Below are 18356 nucleotides of genomic sequence, written 5' to 3' on the forward strand. Positions count from 1 at the left end.
TGCCACCAGGAAGGCCTCTTCATGTCCCACGCCAACGCCGCCCTCACCCCTCGCCACCGACTCAAAGTCGCCCAACTCGTCGTCGACCACGGCTGGCCCATCAGCGAGGTCGCTGCCCGGTTCCAGGTGGCCTGGCCCACCGTGAAGCGGTGGGTCGACCGCTACCGCGCCGGCGAGTCGATGGAAGACCGGTCCTCACGACCAAAGTCCTCGCCGAACAAGACCAGCGCCAAGATCGTCCAGCGCTGTGTGAGCCTTCGCCTTCGCCTGCGCGAAGGGCCGGTGCAGTTGGCCTGCCGGCTCGGCATCGCTCCGTCGACCGTCCACCGCGTCCTGTGTTGCGCACGGTTGAACCGGCTCTCGCACGTCGACCGCGCCACTGGCGAACCCGTCCGACGCTACGAACACGACCACCCCGGAGCGATGCTCCACGTCGACGTGAAGAAGCTCGGCAACATCCCCGACGGCGGTGGATGGCGCTACGTCGGCCGCCAACAAGGCGAGAAGAACCGGGCCGCGACTCCCGACAAACCCAGGAATAAGTACCGGGACCCGTTGATGGGCAAGGCCTACGTCCACACCGTCATCGATGACTACTCCCGCGTCGCCTACGCCGAGATCCATGACGACGAAACCGGCGCGACTGCGACCGGCGTGCTGGTTCGAGCTGTCGAGTGGTTCAGGGCCCGAGGAGTGACCGTCGAGCGGGTCCTGTCCGACAACGGCGGCGCCTACCGCTCACACCTGTGGCGCGACATCTGCGCCGAGCTGGGCATCAAGCACAAGCGCACACGGCCGTATCGGCCGCAGACCAACGGCAAGATCGAACGCTTCCACCGCACGCTGGCCGATGGCTGGGCCTACGCCCGCTGCTACACCTCCGAAGCCGAACGACGGGGCGAGCTGGACAGCTGGCTGCACTACTACAACCACCATCGCCCCCACACGGCATGCGGGAACCAGCCGCCGTTCTCACGATTGATCAACGTCCCCGGCCAGTACATCTAGCCGGCCTGTTCGACGGACCCAGCACAGAGGTGTTCGATCCGTCGTTGCCGATGATCTCCCTCGACCTGTCCCAGGTCACCGAGAACTCCACGTTGATCTCGGTGCTGATGACGTGCTCGTCGGCGTGGATGGAGGCCGCGCTGCTCGACCCGGCCGGCGGTCAACGGTGGTGCATCTACGACGAGGCCTGGCGTCTGATGAGCCAGCCGGCGTTGTTGAAGCGGATGGATGCCCATTGGAGGCTTGCTCGCGCCTACGGCATCGCGAACGCGATGATCTTCCACAAGGTCTCCGACCTGGACAACGTCGGCGACCAGGGATCAGCCATGCGCGGGCTGGCGAACTCCCTGCTGGCGAACGCGGAGACCAGGATCATCTACCGGCAAGAAAGCGATCAGTTGGGCCCGACCTCTACGGCGCTCGGGCTGACCGGCACCGAGCAATCCCTGCTGCCCACGCTCGGAGTCGGGCAGGGGTTGTGGAAGATCAAGGGCAAGTCCTACGTCATCCAGCACCAGCTCCACCCGGCCGAGAACCGGCTGTTCGACACCAGTGCCCGCGCCGCCGCGAAAGTTTAAAAGTTCGTCGAAATATTGAAGTTTTTCGCCGGAACTTGAGCACTCGATGCTCTGTCAGCCTATCTCGCGTTCAATGTTCGCGGAGCCTGTGGCTCGATGCGCGGTGGTGCGTCATTCCCGGCTGAGGTCTGGCTCCTGAATCTCGACAGTGCCCGTAGAGTGCAGTATGCTGCACTATATGGATGTGGGAGCGGAGTCGCTGGCGCGCGCGATCGGTGCGCGGGTGAAGCAGGAACGCAAACGGCGTGGCTGGACGCTTGATCAGCTCGCGGCCACTGCGGGGGTGAGCCGTCGCATGCTCGTGAACGTCGAGCAGGGTGGTGTGAATCCGAGTGTGGGTACGTTGCTGCGTCTTTCTGATGCACTGGGTGTCGGGTTGCCTGCGCTGGTGGAACCGCCTGCCTCGCGCACGGCGAAGCTCACCCGGCACGGTGACGGCGCAGTGTTGTGGACCGGTGACCAGGGTGGTCAGGGTGTGCTCGTGGCGGGCACCGAGCCGCCGGACGTGGTCGAGCTGTGGGATTGGACGCTCGCACCAGGCGACCAGCATCAGAGCGAGCCGCACAGTGCGGGCACCCGCGAGCTGCTGCACGTCCAGGCTGGCACCGTGACCGTGACGGTCGGCGATGAGCGCTTCGCACTCGCCCCCGGTGATGCGCTGGCCTTCGACGGCGATCTGGCCCACTCGTACATGAACACCACTACAGAGCCTGCCCGGTTCTCGCTCACGGTCTTCGAACCGGGAGTCGGGGCCGCGCACCGAACGGAGACCCCGAATGCCTGACACCATGACCCCCGACGAGTTCCTGTCCGCCGCCACTGTGGAACCTGCGGTGTTCGAGCTGCGCCCCGACTACCGAGCCATGCTCGTTGTCATCGACGGCCTCACCCCCGCGGTCACCGCCCAGGAGGGCGGGCAAGGAGTGGACGAACTCATCACCGCAGCCGAGAAGCATGCGGCTGGTCTGCTTGCCGCTTCTGCGGTGGATGAGCTGCCGCATATCGCAGCGTGGCGGGAGGCGTACCGGGGGTTCGGGGCGAAGCCGCAGCGCACCCGCAACAGCCTCGAAGCCCTCACCCGCCGCGCTGAGAAGGGCCTGCCGCGGGTGAACGCGCTCACGGATATCTACAACGCGATCTCGGTGCTCCGCCAGATTCCATTCGGTGGCGAGGACTTCCACTGCTACCAGGGTCCGGCACGACTGATTCGTGCCACCGGGACCGAACCGTTCGAGACCACCGCGAACGGGGAGCCCGCTACCGAGTACCCGGACGCCGGTGAAGTCGTCTGGTGCGATGACGCCGGGGTGACGTGCCGGAGATGGAACTGGCGACAGGGCCGCCGCACCGGGCTCACCGACGACACCCGCACGGCGTTCTTCATCCTCGACGCCCTCGCCCCGACCTCAGACGCAGACCTCCATGCCGCCGCTGACGCGCTGGTCGATGCTCTCACGGATCTGGGCGCCGGAGTCCGTGCGACCAGTCGCCTGATCGGAGCACCGTGACCAGGGCACGCACGACGACGGGGATTCCGCCGTGGTCGATGGCGGTCGCGGCGATGCTGTCTGTGCAGCTCTCCAACGCCCTGTCGGTGCCGGTGATCGACCAGGTCGGTGCGGCAGGCACGGCGTGGTTGCGGATGTGCTTCGGGGTGGTGTTCTTGTGGATGATCGCCCGCCCCGCGATCCGCTCGTTGCGTCGCAAGGACGTGCCCGCGCTGATCGCGCTCGGGGTGGTGACGGGGTTCATGACGACGTTCTTCCTCGCCGCCGTCGAGCGCATCCCGCTGGGCACCGCGGTCGCGATCGAGTTCCTCGGACCCCTCACCGTCGCCGGCCTCATGAGCCAGCGCCGCAAAGCCCTCATCTGGCCCGCCCTCGCGTTCGTCGGGGTCGTGCTGCTGACCGAACCGTGGCACGGACGCATCGACCTCGCAGGCGTCGGCTTCGCGCTGGCCGCCGGCACCTGCTGGGGGTTGTACAACCTCCTCACCCAGCACGTCGGAGACCGGTTCTCCGGGATCAGCGGCCTCTCGCTCACCATCCCCGTTGCTGCTCTTGCGACGCTCCCGGTCGGGTTGCCGCAGGTGATCGGGGGCGAGTTCACCTGGTGGGTGCTGCCGGTCGCGGCGGGGATCGCACTTGTCACCCCGGTGATCGCGTTCGGGCTCGAGATGCTCGCCCTGCGGCGCATGACCCAGACCGCGTTTGGCACGCTGCTGTCGATCGAGCCCGCGTTCGGGATCCTCATCGGCCTGCTCGTCCTGGCACAGCAGCCGACGCTGATGCAACTGGCGGGCATCGCGGTGGTCATTTTCGCCGGTGCTGCCGCGCAACGCGGCGGCACACGCGCCGCCACTCCCACAGCACCGATCACGAAACCGGAGAAGGAGGCCGCATGAGCGCCACACCGAAGTACAGTTCCACGTTCATTTTCGAGACGAAGAACCTGACCGAGGAGTTCGATCGTATCGATAGCGAGATCGCCGAGCGTGCCCGTCAGATCCCCGGCTTCCTCGGCGAGGAGGCCGGGCATAACGAGGACACCGGCCTGCACGCGGAGGTCTATTACTGGACCGATATGGACGCCCTGAAGCAGCTCATGGGCATGGACACGCACCGGCTCGCGAAATTCCGGTACGGGGAATGGCTCGGCGAGTACCGAGTCGTCATCGCCGAGGTGCAGTCCGTCTATGGCAACCCGATTCTGGGTCTTGAACACCGGCCCGAACAGGAACAGTCATGAACACCCGCTTCACCGGTCTGAGCGCTTTCCCCCTCACCCCGCTCCACGACGACGTGGTCGACGAGGCGGCATTCGCCGGGCTCATCGAACGACTCGTGGCAGCGGGAGCGGACTCGATCACAGCACTCGGCTCGACCGGCTCATACGCCTACCTCACCCCCGAAGAACGCGCGCGCGTCGCTCGCCTCGCCGTAGAGCATGCCGGGTCGACGCCGGTGGTCGTCGGGGTCGGGGGCCTGCGCACCTCGCACGTCCTCGCCCACGTCGACAGTGCGGAAGACGCCGGTGCTGCCGGGGTGCTGCTGACCCCGATGACCTATCAGCCGCTCACCCCGGATGACGTGTTCGAGCTCTACCGCACGGTCACCGAGCACACCCAGTTGCCGGTGATCGTCTACGACAACCCCGGCACCACCCACTTCACGTTCACCACCGAACTGTACGCCCGCATCGCCCAGTTGCCGGGCATCGTCTCGATCAAGGTCCCTGGCGTACCCACCGACCCGGGAAAGGCACGGGAGCATGTGGCGGGGATTCGGGCGGTGATTCCGGAGCATGTCACGATCGGGGTCTCCGGCGACGCGTTCGCCGCGACCGGGCTGAACGCGGGCTGCGAGGCCTGGTACTCCGTCATCGGTGGCACACTCCCCGAACCGGCGCTCACGATAACCCGCGCCGCCCAAGCAGGCCACGCCGGGGATGCGGTGGCGGAGTCGGAGCGGCTCGCCCCGCTCTGGGCGTTGTTCGCCGAGTACGGTGGCAGTCTGCGCGTGACCGCGGCGATCGCTGAACACCTCGGCCTCGCCCCACAGCAGTGTCTGCCGTTGCCGATCCAAGGTCTCACCGGCGAACAAAGAGCGCGGGTCGCCGACGTGGTGGATCAGCTCGGCCTTGCCTGACCCGCAGCACGCCCTCGGGGATGCGGCGGGGCGGGGGTGGGCGCTGGCTCGCTACGTGTTCGCTGCGACCCTAGTGCGCTCCGCCGACGGCGGCGCGGTCGTCGCGATCGTGCTCCTCGCCCACGCGCAAGGCCTCCCGGGGTGGGTATCGGGACTGCTGGGCGCCTCGATCACGGCCCCGCACCTGTTCGGCCCGTTCATCGCCCGCCGCCTCGACACTGTACAGGACGGGCGGAAAGTCATCGCGGTCTCCGCCCTCGCCCACGGGGTGCTGCTGGGCGCGGCCGGGCTGCTGCTGCCGGTGACGTGGGTGGTCGTACCCGCAGGCTTGTTGGCGGTGTCGGGCCTGTTCGGGCCGATGCTCACCGGAGGGGTGAGTAGCCGCCTGCCCTCGATCGCCGGGCCGTCGCAGCAGAGCCAACGGCGGGCGCAGAGCTGGGATGTCGCCAGCTACGGCATCAGCGGCACCCTCGGCCCCGCCGCGGTCGCCTGGATCGCGGCCGTCACCGGCCCGCTGGAGGCCACCCTCATGCTCGCTACGGCAGCGATCCTCGGCGCCGGGGCAGTGCTCGCCCTCCCGCGGCAGGCTCCGGTCGCAGATCCCGGGGCGGTGCCGTCTCCGGGGCGGACGCTGGTGACGATCTGGCGCTCCGGCCCGTTGCGGCGCACACTGGGGCTCACTGTCGTGGTGGCGTTCTCCGTCGCCGCCCTCCCGATCTACGCCGTCGCTCTCGCCCCCACGCTCGGCGGGGCGGCCCTCGCAGGTACTCTCGTCGCAGGCTACGGAGTGGGCAACCTCGTCGGGTCCGCGCTGCTGATGATCTGGTCCCTCAGAGGCGATGCGGACAATCTCACCGCGCTCCTGGCCGCCGCCGTCGCGATCACACTCGCCGTCGTGCTCCCGGTGCCGAACCTCACGACCGCGCTGATCGCATTCACAGTCGCGGGCGTCGCGAACGCCTTATTCTTCGCCGCGACGCTCGCTGCCCGCAGCGAGTACGCGCCAGCAGAGGCACGCGGGCAGGTGTTCATCTGGGTCGGGGCACTGAAGATCGCTGCCGGTTCCGCGGGCACCGCGACCGCGGGCACCCTCATCGGCGGCACCGTGTGGCTCCCGGTCGCCGCGGTCGCCGCCGTGTCCGCGATAGCCGCTGTGGTGTGCTTGATCGAGCGCACCCGCGCCACGTCGCAGTAACCGGTGGGTCGCCTGACGCCTATGGGGTCTGGGCGCGGGCGGTGAGCTCGATGAGCAGTCCGGGCATGCAACGCTCGATCTGCGTCAACACTGCTTCATACGCGGCCTGGTCGGATTCGAACGGGTCTGGCACATCCACGCCGGGCTGCTCAGGGTCGAACATCCCCAGCAGAATGATCTGACTGTCGTCTGCGCCGAGGCTGATGAGGCGGGCCACGTGCTCGCGGCTCAACGCGACGAACAGGTCCGTTGCGGCGATGTCTTCCGTCTGGAGCCGACAGACCCGGTGTTCGCCGCTGTCAAGCCCACGTCCGGTGAGGGCGCGACGGGCACGCGCATCCATCCCAGCACCGACTTCCACTGGATCGGTGCCGCGTGAGGACACGACGATGTTCTCGCGGATGCCGGCGGTGAGGCGGTCGGTGAGGACACGGGCGGCCATCGGCGACCGGCATGTGTTCCCCGTGCACACGAACACCACCCAAAGCCCCGCGACCGTCATGGGTTCTAGTGTCTCGGGAGGCGCACTGAACAGCAATCGCGCAGACCGGCGGGTAGAATACTTGGGTTGCAGGATGCTGCCGGGACGACCCGTGCAGCCACATCACGAGCTGGGACGGCCCCGCAGAACACGGGTATCCCTGTGCACGTCACGACCACGCTCCGCTCCATCCTCACCCCGACCGCGATCCTCCGCCTCCTCCTCGGCTGGGGCGCGTTCCTCGCTCTCATCCTCTGCCAGCCGCTCCTGGTCGGTCCGCTCCCGACCGGGAGCGTGTTCACTGTGCTGGCGGCGATCGTCGCGGTGATCATCGTGTGCGCGTTCGGTGTCGTCACCGAAGCCGAACACCTCGCTCACCGGCTCGGCGATCCCTATGGCACTCTCGTGCTCACCCTCTCAATCGTGCTGATCGAGGTGATCCTGATCTCCGCAGTCATGCTCGGACCCGGCGACCACGCCACGATCGCCCGCGACTCCGTCATGGCAGCGACCATGATCGTCCTCACCCTCGTCATCGGCCTCGCGCTCCTCATCGGCGGAATGCGGCATCAGAACCTGCGCGTGAACCGTACCGGGATCTCCTCCTACCTCTCCCTGCTCGTCGTCCTCGTGACGGTCGCGTTCGCGTTCCCCGCCGTCATCGGCGAGAACGGCGCCTACACGCCCGGCCAGGCGGTGCCGATCCTGATCCTCACGATCCTGCTCTACGGGTTCTTCCTCTACCGGCAGACCGGGGCGCAGAACACCGACTTCCAAGAAGTCACACCCGTGCAGGCCAGCACCGATACAAACGAGCCCCAGCCCGGTATCCCGGCGGTGCTGCGCGAACACCGCAAAGAGGTCCTCGCACGCGTGGCACTGCTCTTGGCAACGGTCATCCCGATCGTGCTGCTCTCCCACCACATGGCCGCACTGCTGGACGACGGGCTTAACCGGCTTGGCGCGCCGGTCGCCCTGTCGGGCATTCTGATCGCGATGATCGTGTTCCTGCCCGAGGCGATCACCACGATCCGTGCGGCGTGGACGGGCGAGACCCAGCGGGTCACGAACCTCGCCCACGGCGCACTCGTATCCTGCGTCGGCCTCACCCTCCCGGTCGTCCTCGCGATCGGACTGCTCACGGACCAGACCGTGATCCTCGCCGAAAGCCCTGCGAACCTCGTACTGCTCGGAGTGAGCCTGCTCCTGAGCCTCACCACGTTCAGCGCACACCGCGTGACCGCACTGCACGGGGCGGCGCACGTCTTCGTGTTCGTGCTCTACGGAATCAGCGTATTCGCATAACACGCATCATCAGTTCACCGGAGAGTGGAGTCCTAGCCGTGACGGGTGATTCGTCAGGTCTGGATGTTCGAGGGTGTCAACGTAGCGGTTGGTGCCCTCGATGCTCAGGCCGAACAGATCAGCTAGACGGCGCGGATCGCCGCCGGTAGCGCGGACTTCGGCGAGGATACGGTCTTCGCGGAGAGCCTTAGCCGAGAGGCCGGCCTTCTTCCAGGGGAACTGGTGGTCGGGTGAGTTCAGTCTCGGAGCGGTCTGCATCGTGACGAACAGGTGCAGGTTGCGGGTGTTCGGCCACTTCGTCGCACGGTAGTCCAGCCACCGGGCAAGACGCTCACGGACCGGTTCCGCGAGCAGGATGACGCGACCGTCGGGCATCGTGGGGCGTCCGTCGCTGATGTCGGTGAGCTGGATACCTCGCACTTGCAGATTCGTGAGCGCGTGGAAGGCGACGATTGCGACGGCCAGGGCAATCGCAGGGTCGTCGTGATTGAGAACGGCGCGAATCTCCGCAGGTTCCAGCGGAAGCGGCGTCGTGCCGTTGAGCTGGTAGGAACCCATGCTGCTGGTCGGGTCAGCGAAGACGAGCTTGCGGTCTTTAAGGATCGTGAACAAGGAACGCAGGCCAAGCATCGCACCGTGCCTCTTGGCCGATTCCTCGGGTAACGAGTCGATGAGGATGGCCGGGCTGATCTCGGCGAGGGAATGGTGGCCGGCTTGGGCCCAGGCGGTGACGATCGGGGCGATCCCGATGATCTGGACGCGCACGGTCGTCTCCTCGCGGTGCTTGCGACGCGGCGGGATGCGGCTGCCGTTGAGCATGATGTCGAACCAGAGCTCGAGCTGGGTGCGCATCGTCTCGGGGATCTGGTCGAACTTGCCCGCGAAGTAGCGGTCGATGGTCAGGATGCGGTCGTCGATGAGGATATCGGCGGCGGCGAGGACGTCGAGGGTTGAGCGGACGTTGCTGTCGCTGTCGTAGCGACGCAGCCGGATCACCTCGGTCGCGCGGATGGTCGTCGCGCCCTCGGGGGCGAGGATCTGGAGCATCTTCAACGAGCGGCGAACCTGGTTGGTCTGGCGCTTGGACCAGCCGAAGCGTTCGGCGTGCTCGAACACGATGCCATCGGTTCGCCAGGACCAGTCGCGGGCCTGAGCGGTGGTGAGCTCACGGAGCACGTCCGGGTCGGGGGCGAGATCGAAGAGGGCGGGCTGCTGCCAGTCGGAGATTTCCTCGGCCTGCTGCGCGAGAAGGATGCGGGCAGCCCGCACGGACTGTCGGAGCGGTCTCGGCTTACGTCTCGGGGCCATGTTCGCGAAGAAGAGCTGCAGGCCCATCCGGGTGCCTTCCTCGAAGTCGAGAGGCTGGCCGGGTACGTGGATGCGGCGGGCGTTTTCCAAGCAAAGGCGGCAGGCGCCCTGGTCGCCGACGGCGACGCGGCGGTGACAGTAGAGGCATTCGCCGACCGGGTAATGCTGAGACCACCAGCGGCATTGCCAGCACTTCCAGTTGTGTCGGCGATACACGCCCCAGGCCAAACAGTCCTTGCAGGAGCCGACGAACTCCGGGCTGCCGGGGTGACAGCGGGTCGCAGAGGCCCTGGCTGTAGTAGGCGTCCGACCCGCATCGCTCGCAGGGCGGAGCGGGGAACGGGCCACCGGGCAGGCAGTCGTAGCAGTAGTCGACGGCAGGCCAGGTCCAGGCTGCCGCGTTCACGCCGCAGGTGAAGCACGTTCGCGGCGGCCGAAAGCGTGAGTTGATCCCCTTCCGCGTGCTCACAACGGCGGCTCTGACCGCGGGTTCCCGAACCTTGGAGAGACCCACGGCCCGGTCTCGTTCTCGCCGTTGATCGTCTCGGCCTTCTTCGGCCGGCGTGCGGCAACCTTCTCCGGTTCCGGAGTCATCAGGTCGGAGGGGGTGCAGTCGAGGATCGCGCAGATCACGTCGAGCTCTTCCAGCCGGATCGTCGGTGGAGTGCCCGACCACCAGCCCGACATCTTCCCGGCGCTGATCTCCACCCCAGCCGCAGCGAGCTGGCGGCGCAGCTCGGCTGATTTCCAGATGCCCCGTTCGGCGGCTCTCATCCGCAAGTTCCACTTCACGGTCTTCTCACCCTTCCCCTGTCAGGCGGGCCTCGACCCGCTGGTTCGCGTTACGCCACGCGAGCTCGACATGCTCGCTGCGCACATGGACATGGCCCGAGGTCGTCGCCAGCCACTGATGGCCCAGCAGCTCCTGGAGCGCTTTCAAGTCCATCCCAGCCCCATACAACGACGAAGCGCAGTAGTGCCGCAGCACTTGCGGCGTCAGCCGGCCCGCCCAGGCGGGCAGGAACCGCTCGGTCTGGATCGTCAGCGCCCGCCGCAACGAGTTGTGACCGATCCGCCCGCACCGACCGAGTTCGTCATCAAAGCGCTCGGACGGCAGCAGCGGCGCATCCGGGTTCTGCCAGTCGTCGCCGAACTGGTGACGAACCTCGGCTAACCACCAGTCGATGAGCTGATCCACACCATTGATCGCCGGCACCAGTCGCGGATGTCGAGCATCACCGACTCGTTGATCCGCAGGCCCAACCGCCGCCACAGTGAAGCAGCGAAGTAGTCGCGAGCGGCCGGCAGGTACTTCCTCGCGTCGGGGATCGAGGCCCGCCACCCGGTGAACAACTCCTCGACCTCGGCATCAGAGGGCGGCACCCTGACCTTGCCGAGCGACTTCCCCTTTTGCCGGTTGAACTCGTCGATCGGCTGGTCGACGGTCACGCCGGTCATCCGGCGAATCTGTCCCTGATAGCGGGTGATGAGAAACTCGTAGAACTGGGCCAGCGACCCGGCCTTGCCAGCCCGCGTGGTCACCGACAGGCCCTTGCGCCGTTGCTCCGCCAGGAAGCGATCAGCGTCGTTAGCCGTCGCTTCCCACAACGGGCAGGTCAGCGACCGAGCGAACTCGATGACCGCCGCCCGCGTCGTTCGCACATGCCCATCGGTGAGCCCGGCAGCAGCCATCGCCAGCGCGTATTCGTCGACGAGATCCTGCTCGAAGTCCTCCGCGTCCTGGGCGCTGCGCAGCACCTCGTCAGCCGCGCCGCCACCTTGCAGCGCGACCAGTTTCATGAACGTCTCGGTTCACTGTGACCGACCATGCGTCAATAGTACCGACGAACCTTCATTCACAGTGACGGTTCTTCAACGTGTCGTCGGGGTACGGGAAACCTTGCAGCACCTGGGAAACAGGCCCCTCAGACAGCGGGGGCGCCAGGAGGAACTTGAGTGCATGGAGACTAAAGTCTAGAAGTTCGCCGGATTCCTGACCGTTGTTCACGATTCCTGACGATCCGTCAGCTTCAGTGAGCATCGGTCGGGATTCCTGACGGTCTCCGGCGAACATGCGTATCCGGTCGCGGGGTGGCGTGGTCGCACCTGGCGGGCATGAGACACGCCCCGATCCCTGATTCGTCCGCCCAGGTGCCGGTGTCGGTGCCCGTCCTCGTGCTCGACGTGCATGAGGACGGCACCCTCACTGCCACGCTCAACGCGCATCCGGTAGCCCTGCCAGAAGAGCCCGGTACGTGGCGGCGGGCGATGTTCGCGCAGATCATCGACCACGTCACCCACGACCGGGCGATCCCGGTGCGGGTCACGGTGCACGAGCCCGACGGCACGACCTTCACCGACATCCTCCCCGCCGCCAAACGCCCGGCGCCCCAAACCGAGGCCGAGGCGATACCGGAGCCGATCAGGACGGGCAAGCGGCGCCGTCCGGCCGATCCGATCGAGGTCGATGGCGGTGACGGGTTCGTCGCCGGGGAGGACGTCGCCGTCGCGCTCATCACCGCGCACACGGATGCGACTCCCGACGGGCGGGTGCGAGCCCTCCTCGACCCCCAGGTCGTCGCCGCGGTGAAGGCAGGCGAGGTGGTGCTGGTCGGGCGGGTCTCGGGCACGATCGCCGTGCGGAGCCTGCCGTGACCGGCCCGCAGGGCCAGCCCGGCAGGGGGGCGATGGGCGACGAGCTCACCAACGTCATCCTCATCGCCGTCGGCGGGCTGCTCGGGGTCGCGTTCGTCCTGCGCGCCGCCGGCAGCGTGGCCGCGTTCCTTACCGGCACCGCCCAACCGACCGTCGGGATGACCGGCGGGGTCGCGGTGTTCTTCGACCCCGCCGACCCGGCCGGGCAGCTCGGCGCTGACGGGCTGAGCCCGGTCGTCTACTGGATCGTCGCCGTCGTCCTGCTCGGTCTCTTGGCGACGGCGGGGTTCTGGGTGTGGGGGCTGATCCGACGCACGATGCGGCAGGCCGCCCACGATCCGCACCGGCAGGAAGGCACCGCCACCCGGCACGAGGTCGCCCGCGCCGCCTCCACCACAGCATTGCTGCGCCGCGCCGGCACCCTCAGACCGACGCTGGAGAACCCGAAACCGGCCGATGTCGGCTACCGGCTCGGCTCCTCCCACCGGCAAGAGGTGTGGGCGTCGGTGGAAGACTCGATCCTCCTCGTCGGCGCTCCGCGGAGTGGCAAGGGCCTGTTCCTGGTGATCCCCGCGATTCTCGACGCGCCCGCCGCCGTCGTCACGACCTCGACCAGGCCCGACAACGTCACCGCGTGCCTGCGCGCCCGCCGCCGGATCGGGCCGGTCGCGGTGTTCGACCCGCAGCATCTCGCCGGCGGCCTCCCCGCAGGCTTGCGGTGGTCGCCGATCCGGGGATGCGAATCGCCGCAGACGGCGATGATCCGCGCCGCCGGACTCGCCTCGGCCACCGGCCTGTCCGCCGGCGGGGTCGAGGGCGGTGACTTCTGGGAAGGCAAGACCAAGGCTGCGCTCCAAGCACTGCTGCACGCCGCCGCCCTCGACGGACGCAGCCCTGCAGAGCTGTTCCGGTGGACGCTCGACCCCACCTCCGCGGCGGATGCAGTCGCGATCCTCACCAACCACCCGCAGGCGGCGACCGGGTGGGCGGACTCGCTGGCGTCGATGCTCGACGCCGACCCGCGCACGAGGGATTCGATCTGGCAGGGCGTGTCCCTGTCCCTGGCGGCGTTGGCCGATCCGCGGGTGCTCGAAGCCGTCTCCCCGGCAGACGGTGAGGAGTTCGACCCCGAAGCGTTCATCCAGCAACGCGGCACCCTGTTTCTCCTGGCCACCGGCGCCGGCGCCGGGAACAGCGCGGCCCTCGTCGCCGCCCTGGTCGAAGACCTCGTGGAGACGGCCCGCCGGCTCGCCGCCCGCTCCACCGGTGCGCGTCTCGACCCGCCCATGCTGCTCGCACTGGATGAGATCGGGAACCTCTCGCCCCTGCCGAGCCTGCCGACGCTGATGTCCGAGGGCGGCGGCTCGGGAATCACGACCCTCGCAGTACTGCAATCGCTCGCCCAGGCCCGCGACAAGTGGAACGAGCACCAGGCCGGGGCGATCTGGGATTCATCGATCGTCAAGATCCTCCTCGGCGGCGCCTCCAACTCCCGCGACCTCCAAGACCTCTCCACCCTGATCGGCGAACGTGACGAGCTGACCGACTCGACCACGGTCGGCGACTACGGCTCGCGCTCCAACCAGCGCTCGGTGCGCCGGGTCGCGATCCTGCCGCCGGATCAGATCCGCCGGCTCCCGTTCGGCACCGCCGTGACCCTACTCAGGTCGGCGCCCCCGATCATCACCGACTTGCGCGGCTGGCCCGACCGCCCCGACGGCACGCAACTCAAGACGGATCGGTCCGAGGTCGAACAGCTCCTCCACGACGCCCACCAGCAGTAGTCCAACGTCGGTCGAACGAGCACTGGAGAGGCCGGGTGCACCTGGCTGCCACGAGCGGCCCGTGACGAGGGGCCGCGTGAGCAGATCGGGAGCACACGATGAGCGAGCAGTCACCAGACGTCGACCCGGAGATCGGCGAGGCCTTCTACGGGTTCGTCGCCTCCGAGCCGCAGCTGACCTATCACGACGGCAAGCCGCGCCTGTATTTCAAGGCCGGGCAGGAGCACGACGAGTACGGCCCGGACGGATCGCGCACCAAACTGCCCACCACGTTCCACGACGTCGTCGCGTTCCGCGGCGCCGCCAAGAGCGGGGGTGAGACGCTGTCCAAGCTGGACTGGTTCGTCGCGCACAGCCGCCTCGAACCGAACTCCAACCCGAACACCGGGGTGGAGACCAAGGAGTTCATCGCGAACCGGTTCGGCCCCGACGCCGCCCGCATGAACATCGAGATCGGCTCCCCGCGCCGTCTGTCGCAGATGGAGTCCCCGAAGCGCCAGCAGCCGCAGCGACAGGTCGCGTTCGAGCCCGTCGAGCAGGAGCAGCCCGAGCGCGAGCAGCCCGCATGGGCCATGTGACCGAGGCGGCGATGATGAACGACGACACCATGCCCACCGAGAGCCCTGATCCGGAGGAGTGGGAGGACGACGGGTTCGATCCGGTCGGCCCCGACGATGACGTGCCGGGGCCGCCGCAGCCGGTGAACTGGAACCTGCTGCTCGCGCACGACCTGGAGCAGGAATGGCTCGCCCTCAACAGATGGGTCGAGTGGGTCAGGAGAGAATACGCGCTGCCCGCGTCGGTGATCCCGCCGTGCTGGCACCGACATCCGGCGCTCAAATGGGAGCTCAGCGCGTTGCATTTGCATTGGTTCGCCGCCTACGACCCCGAACAGGACGCCTCGGCCGCGATCGGGTGGTATCGCGACTTCGCCGCCGCTCGCCAGCGGCTACGCGACTGGTCGCCGCCTCCGGCACCCGTCTGGATCGTGACCGCCCCGACCGGCAGACTGTCTGGCCTGGCGAGCCCCCGGCACCACCGGTCGAGGACATCCCCATCACGAACCGGCGGGAGGACTTCGTGGGCTTCGTGATCGAGCAGGTCGCCCGCCGCAAAGCCGCCGAAGACGCCTTCTTCGCCCGACTCGACGAGACCGACCCCGATGTCGAGGGCGGGTGAGCAGGCATGGTGCGGAACTATCAGCGCAAGACCGACCGGCCCTCGGCGGATCGGAACCTGCAGGTCACCCTCACCCGCGGGAAGCAGATCGACACCGAGAAGGTCGCCGAAGTCCTCATCCGCGTCGCCCTCCGACACGCCGACACCCACACGCCAACGGGGCAGGCCGGTTCCTACCTCCGTGATCTGCTCGCCAGCGAACGGTAGAATCCTGAATGTACGTCCACACCAGGGCGCTACCGGCTTACCCCCTCTGTTGCCCGAACCCGTCGCGGTTCGGCAGGCCCCCTCAATCTGTGTCGTGACCGCCAGTCGGCGCCCGCACCCGCCCCCATCGTTGGGGGCGGGTGAGAGCCCGAAAGGCAGTCACGACCATGACGCTCATCGACCTCCCCGCAGGCCTCGACCTCGGAGCGCTCCGCTCCCTCGCGGTCGGCCCGAAATCCAGCAGTGAGGCGGCCCTTCCCCATGGGAAGGTGCCTGCGATCTCCTATCTGCGGGTCTCCGCCAAGGACCAGGCCACTCGCAACGGCCTCGAAGAGGGCCTGTCCATCCCCGCCCAGCGCGAGGCGGCGCAACGCAAGGCCGACCAGCTCGGCGCGGTCATCGTCGCGGAGTTCATCGAGCCCGGCGAGTCCGGCAAGACCGCCCGCCGCAAGGCCTTGCAGGAGATGCTGGACTACCTCGCCGAGCATCCGGTCAGGTACTGCATCATCAATAAGGTCGACCGGATCGCCCGGAATCGGCTCGATGACGCGATCATTCACGCCACGCTCCGTCAAGCAGGGGTCACGCTCGTCTCGGTGATGGAGAACATCGACGAGACCCCGTCGGGGATGCTCATGCACGGCATCATGGCCTCCATCGCCGAGTTCTACAGCCTGAACCTCGCCCAAGAGGTCACCAAGGGTCTCGTGCAGAAGGCGACAATCGGCGGCACCCCGCACAAGGCGCCCATCGGCTACCTCAACGTGCGCACCACCGACGCGAACGGGCATGAAGTACGCGAGGTGCGGCTCGACCCCGAGCGGGCCGAGCTCATCCGGTTCGCGTTCACCGCCTACGCCGCCGGCGACTGGTCGCTGTCCAAGCTCGCCCGCGAGCTGGAGACTCGCGGCCTCACCACCCGGCCCACCCCGTCGTTCCCAGCCAAGCCGGTCACGACGACATCGCTGCACAAGATCCTTGTCAACCCCTACTACCAGGGCATCGTCACCTTTCGCGACGTGACCTACCCCGGCACGCACGACCCACTCGTCACGCCCGAGACGTTCGATCAGGTGCAGACGATCCTGCGGCAGAACCACATCGTCGGCGACAAGCTCCAGAAGTACGACCACTACCTCAAAGGCTCCATCTACTGCGGGTGCGGGCAACGACTCATGTTCGAGCGGCCGCGGAACCATCAGGGCGTCACCTACGACTACTTCACCTGCACCGGACGACGGTTCAAGCGCAACGCCGTCCTCGTGCACCGCGTCGAGCAAACCATCGAGACCCAGTACCAGCAGGTCGCCATCACGAAAGACGAGGCGGCGCAGATCAAGGCCGTGCTCGGGCAGGTGTTCGACACCCTCTCCGACTCGACCAGCGACGAGCAGAAGCTGCTCACCGGGCAGAAGGCGAAGCTCGAAGCCGAGCAGATCAAACTCCTCCAAGCCCACTACGCCGACGCGATACCACTCGACCTGCTCAAGACCGCATCCGTGCGAGCCTCCAGGCGATCACCAGCCGACTCGACACCCTGGAAACGACCTACGACAACGCCAAGGTCGGACTCGACGCGATCCTCGGACTCCTGACCGACATCGGCGAGGTCTACGCCAAGGCCGAACCGTCCGAGCGACGGATGCTCAACCGGGCACTGTTCGACCGCATCACCATCGATGACGAGGACGACGCGACCCTCGAACCCATGGAAGCGATCCAGACGATCCTCGCCAGCAAGCCCAGGCCACACAACGAAAGAACCTTGCCCCGCGATGAAGCGGGGCAAGGTTCGAACGTTCTACTTTACGTGGACCTGGGTGAGCGCTGCGGGAACAGGCGACGAGTGTTCGAGACGCTGATCGCGGCATGGAAGCGCGGTGTTGGCGAGGTCCGCTCTCCGTCCGCCCCAACTGTCTGCGCCGAGAGCGAGGCCGTCACCGAGCCAAGGAGACGGTCTCGAACACCGCTGACCGCCCAGGAAGTGGACGCTATGCGAACAGCCCGGACGCAACGTGTAAGCGTGAACGGCATCGCCAAGAGCTACGGCATCGCACGACAGACCGTTTGGGAGAAGACACGAGACCCGCGGACAGGTACGCTCCCGGACGTCCCCTGATCCTCTGCACAGTCCGTCACACTCAACCGACGGCGCGTCGAACCGGCGCGCCAAACACGGCCCGACGCGACATCACACGATACTCTTGGAAGGGTCGAAGGATAGCAAATCGTCAGGACAAAGGAGGAACAGCGCATGCGTCTCGAGAAGAGTGAAGCAGCGGCGCTGAGTCGCCTTTTCTCAGCAACGGTCCTCCGTGATCTTGGTAAGCAGGCCCGTTCCCCGCTATTCACAAGACTGCTCGACCACACTCGTCTCGCCACCTACACGTCACCCGATGCGACGGTCGGGACAGTATTCGACGAAGCATTCGAACTACTGAGCAAGTCCAGGTTTCGTGATGACTATGTCTATCGCGCTGCGATCACAGAGAAGATCCTTCTTGGTCGACACAGCCTAAACACCGCAACTTTACTGAATGAAGTTCGTGCTGGGTCCTGCAAGGCAGATGTTGTCGTTCTGAACGGGACTTCGACTGCATACGAAATAAAGTCAGAGCGAGACTCTCTAGCACGGCTAAGAAACCAAGTATTCAACTACCGGCAGGTTTTCGCAACCGTGAACGTAGTGGTCAGCACGTCGCACCTTTCTGACGTTCTCAAGGCCACGCCTGAAGATGTCGGAGTCATAACTCTATCTGATCGTTTCAGATTCCAAACGTCACGAGAAGCGCAGAACCGCCCCGAGCGTGTCGTTCCCAGGATGGCACTCGAAGTTCTACGCGTTGATGAAGCTGCGGCGGTCCTGACACGGCTTGGGCAAGAGGTTCCTGCCGTGCCGAACACTCAGATTCGTTCCGAGCTTGACCGTATCTTTGCAGAACTGGACCCGGCTGCCGTCCACGAGGAGATGGTTAAAGTCCTCAGAGCGAGTCGCTCCCAGGCCAATCT

At 66.9% G+C, this 18356-nt stretch carries 20 protein-coding genes and 2 pseudogenes; 17 read left to right on the top strand and 5 right to left on the bottom strand.

Going from position 1 to position 18356, the window contains the following annotated elements:
• Nucleotides 1-21 precede the first annotated feature (21 nt).
• From KVA01_RS04225 to KVA01_RS04260, 8 genes and pseudogenes are all read left to right on the top strand, one after another.
• Entirely contained in the window at nt 22-1008 is a 987-nt protein-coding gene (locus tag KVA01_RS04225; protein ID WP_068466984.1) for an IS481 family transposase, read from the top strand.
• Nucleotides 1005-1586: pseudogene (locus KVA01_RS04230) on the top strand (ATP-binding protein); the annotation flags it as partial. The gene KVA01_RS04225 and the pseudogene KVA01_RS04230, both read left to right, overlap by 4 nt.
• 166 nt (nt 1587-1752) lie before the next feature.
• The gene (locus tag KVA01_RS04235) at nt 1753-2370 is read left to right on the top strand and encodes a helix-turn-helix domain-containing protein (protein ID WP_231860519.1); all 618 of its coding nucleotides are present in this window, start codon (nt 1753-1755) and stop codon (nt 2368-2370) included.
• Between the two features lie 4 nt (nt 2371-2374).
• Nucleotides 2375-3094 (top strand): B3/B4 domain-containing protein, encoded by a 720-nt coding sequence (locus tag KVA01_RS04240; RefSeq protein WP_141269055.1) that lies wholly within the window; start codon nt 2375-2377, stop codon nt 3092-3094.
• A gap of 38 nt (nt 3095-3132) precedes the next feature.
• Complete coding sequence (locus KVA01_RS04245) at nt 3133-3990, top strand: EamA family transporter (RefSeq protein ID WP_068466981.1); 858 nt, start codon at nt 3133-3135, stop codon at nt 3988-3990.
• Complete coding sequence (locus tag KVA01_RS04250; RefSeq protein WP_068466979.1) at nt 3987-4334, top strand: antibiotic biosynthesis monooxygenase family protein; 348 nt, start codon at nt 3987-3989, stop codon at nt 4332-4334. Before KVA01_RS04245 ends, KVA01_RS04250 begins: the two co-directional genes overlap by 4 nt.
• The gene (locus KVA01_RS04255; protein WP_068466977.1) at nt 4331-5233 is read left to right on the top strand and encodes a dihydrodipicolinate synthase family protein; all 903 of its coding nucleotides are present in this window, start codon (nt 4331-4333) and stop codon (nt 5231-5233) included. Before KVA01_RS04250 ends, KVA01_RS04255 begins: the two co-directional genes overlap by 4 nt.
• A 55-nt stretch (nt 5234-5288) precedes the next feature.
• Nucleotides 5289-6428, top strand: a complete 1140-nt coding sequence (locus tag KVA01_RS04260; RefSeq protein WP_231860518.1) for an MFS transporter — start codon at nt 5289-5291, stop codon at nt 6426-6428.
• A 19-nt stretch (nt 6429-6447) separates the two neighbouring features.
• On the opposite strand, the gene KVA01_RS04265 is transcribed toward KVA01_RS04260, so the two are convergent.
• Nucleotides 6448-6930, bottom strand: coding sequence for a low molecular weight protein-tyrosine-phosphatase (locus KVA01_RS04265; RefSeq protein ID WP_068466975.1), 483 nt, complete (start codon nt 6928-6930; stop codon nt 6448-6450).
• Nucleotides 6931-7065: 135 nt separating this feature from the next.
• Here KVA01_RS04265 and KVA01_RS04270 point away from each other — a divergent pair, with 135 nt between their 5' ends.
• Nucleotides 7066-8214: a calcium:cation antiporter gene (locus KVA01_RS04270; protein WP_231860526.1), complete on the top strand. Its 1149-nt coding sequence runs from the start codon at nt 7066-7068 to the stop codon at nt 8212-8214.
• Nucleotides 8215-8223: 9 nt separating this feature from the next.
• On the opposite strand, the gene KVA01_RS04275 is transcribed toward KVA01_RS04270, so the two are convergent.
• The 4 genes from KVA01_RS04275 to KVA01_RS12865 all read right to left on the bottom strand — a co-directional run bounded on the left by KVA01_RS04275 (nt 8224) and on the right by KVA01_RS12865 (nt 11322).
• Entirely contained in the window at nt 8224-9750 is a 1527-nt protein-coding gene (locus KVA01_RS04275; protein ID WP_231860517.1) for a PIN domain-containing protein, read from the bottom strand.
• A gap of 237 nt (nt 9751-9987) precedes the next feature.
• On the bottom strand, nt 9988-10296 hold the full coding sequence (locus KVA01_RS04280; RefSeq protein ID WP_233438754.1) for a helix-turn-helix domain-containing protein: 309 nt from the start codon (nt 10294-10296) through the stop codon (nt 9988-9990).
• 25 nt (nt 10297-10321) lie between these two features.
• Nucleotides 10322-10720: a tyrosine-type recombinase/integrase gene (locus KVA01_RS12860; protein ID WP_231860516.1), complete on the bottom strand. Its 399-nt coding sequence runs from the start codon at nt 10718-10720 to the stop codon at nt 10322-10324.
• Complete coding sequence (locus KVA01_RS12865) at nt 10693-11322, bottom strand: site-specific integrase (protein WP_231860515.1); 630 nt, start codon at nt 11320-11322, stop codon at nt 10693-10695. Before KVA01_RS12865 ends, KVA01_RS12860 begins: the two co-directional genes overlap by 28 nt.
• Before the next feature lie 291 nt (nt 11323-11613).
• Here KVA01_RS12865 and KVA01_RS04290 point away from each other — a divergent pair, with 291 nt between their 5' ends.
• The 8 genes and pseudogenes from KVA01_RS04290 to KVA01_RS04325 all read left to right on the top strand — a co-directional run.
• Nucleotides 11614-12177, top strand: a complete 564-nt coding sequence (locus KVA01_RS04290) for a hypothetical protein (RefSeq protein ID WP_231860514.1) — start codon at nt 11614-11616, stop codon at nt 12175-12177.
• Between the two features lie 32 nt (nt 12178-12209).
• Entirely contained in the window at nt 12210-13961 is a 1752-nt protein-coding gene (locus KVA01_RS04295) for a type IV secretory system conjugative DNA transfer family protein (RefSeq protein WP_068466998.1), read from the top strand.
• A 98-nt stretch (nt 13962-14059) separates the two neighbouring features.
• Nucleotides 14060-14539: a single-stranded DNA-binding protein gene (locus KVA01_RS04300; protein ID WP_068466969.1), complete on the top strand. Its 480-nt coding sequence runs from the start codon at nt 14060-14062 to the stop codon at nt 14537-14539.
• A gap of 14 nt (nt 14540-14553) precedes the next feature.
• A pseudogene (locus KVA01_RS04305) lies at nt 14554-15140 on the top strand (hypothetical protein).
• 6 nt (nt 15141-15146) lie between these two features.
• Nucleotides 15147-15347 (top strand): hypothetical protein, encoded by a 201-nt coding sequence (locus KVA01_RS04310; protein WP_068466967.1) that lies wholly within the window; start codon nt 15147-15149, stop codon nt 15345-15347.
• 167 nt (nt 15348-15514) lie between these two features.
• Complete coding sequence (locus KVA01_RS04315) at nt 15515-16942, top strand: recombinase family protein (protein ID WP_068466965.1); 1428 nt, start codon at nt 15515-15517, stop codon at nt 16940-16942.
• Between the two features lie 47 nt (nt 16943-16989).
• The gene (locus KVA01_RS04320; protein ID WP_141269059.1) at nt 16990-17466 is read left to right on the top strand and encodes a hypothetical protein; all 477 of its coding nucleotides are present in this window, start codon (nt 16990-16992) and stop codon (nt 17464-17466) included.
• 135 nt (nt 17467-17601) lie between these two features.
• Nucleotides 17602-18356: sce7726 family protein (locus tag KVA01_RS04325; protein WP_141269061.1), on the top strand; the 755-nt coding region annotated here is incomplete at its 3' end.

Source organism: Kocuria varians, from assembly GCF_006539885.1.
Taxonomy (GTDB): domain Bacteria; phylum Actinomycetota; class Actinomycetes; order Actinomycetales; family Micrococcaceae; genus Kocuria; species Kocuria varians.

Coding starts and splice junctions, on each gene's coding strand:
- KVA01_RS04300 (WP_068466969.1), top strand. CDS start 14,060: ATGAGCGAGCAGTCACCAGACGTCGACCCGGAGATCGGCGAGGCCTTC.
- KVA01_RS04250 (WP_068466979.1), top strand. CDS start 3,987: ATGAGCGCCACACCGAAGTACAGTTCCACGTTCATTTTCGAGACGAAG.
- KVA01_RS04235 (WP_231860519.1), top strand. CDS start 1,753: ATGCTGCACTATATGGATGTGGGAGCGGAGTCGCTGGCGCGCGCGATC.
- KVA01_RS04320 (WP_141269059.1), top strand. CDS start 16,990: ATGCTCAACCGGGCACTGTTCGACCGCATCACCATCGATGACGAGGAC.
- KVA01_RS04240 (WP_141269055.1), top strand. CDS start 2,375: ATGACCCCCGACGAGTTCCTGTCCGCCGCCACTGTGGAACCTGCGGTG.
- KVA01_RS12865 (WP_231860515.1), bottom strand. CDS start 11,322: ATGAAACTGGTCGCGCTGCAAGGTGGCGGCGCGGCTGACGAGGTGCTG.
- KVA01_RS04310 (WP_068466967.1), top strand. CDS start 15,147: ATGGTGCGGAACTATCAGCGCAAGACCGACCGGCCCTCGGCGGATCGG.
- KVA01_RS04280 (WP_233438754.1), bottom strand. CDS start 10,296: ATGAGAGCCGCCGAACGGGGCATCTGGAAATCAGCCGAGCTGCGCCGC.
- KVA01_RS04225 (WP_068466984.1), top strand. CDS start 22: ATGTCCCACGCCAACGCCGCCCTCACCCCTCGCCACCGACTCAAAGTC.
- KVA01_RS04255 (WP_068466977.1), top strand. CDS start 4,331: ATGAACACCCGCTTCACCGGTCTGAGCGCTTTCCCCCTCACCCCGCTC.
- KVA01_RS04245 (WP_068466981.1), top strand. CDS start 3,133: ATGGCGGTCGCGGCGATGCTGTCTGTGCAGCTCTCCAACGCCCTGTCG.
- KVA01_RS04265 (WP_068466975.1), bottom strand. CDS start 6,930: ATGACGGTCGCGGGGCTTTGGGTGGTGTTCGTGTGCACGGGGAACACA.
- KVA01_RS04295 (WP_068466998.1), top strand. CDS start 12,210: ATGGGCGACGAGCTCACCAACGTCATCCTCATCGCCGTCGGCGGGCTG.
- KVA01_RS04315 (WP_068466965.1), top strand. CDS start 15,515: ATGACGCTCATCGACCTCCCCGCAGGCCTCGACCTCGGAGCGCTCCGC.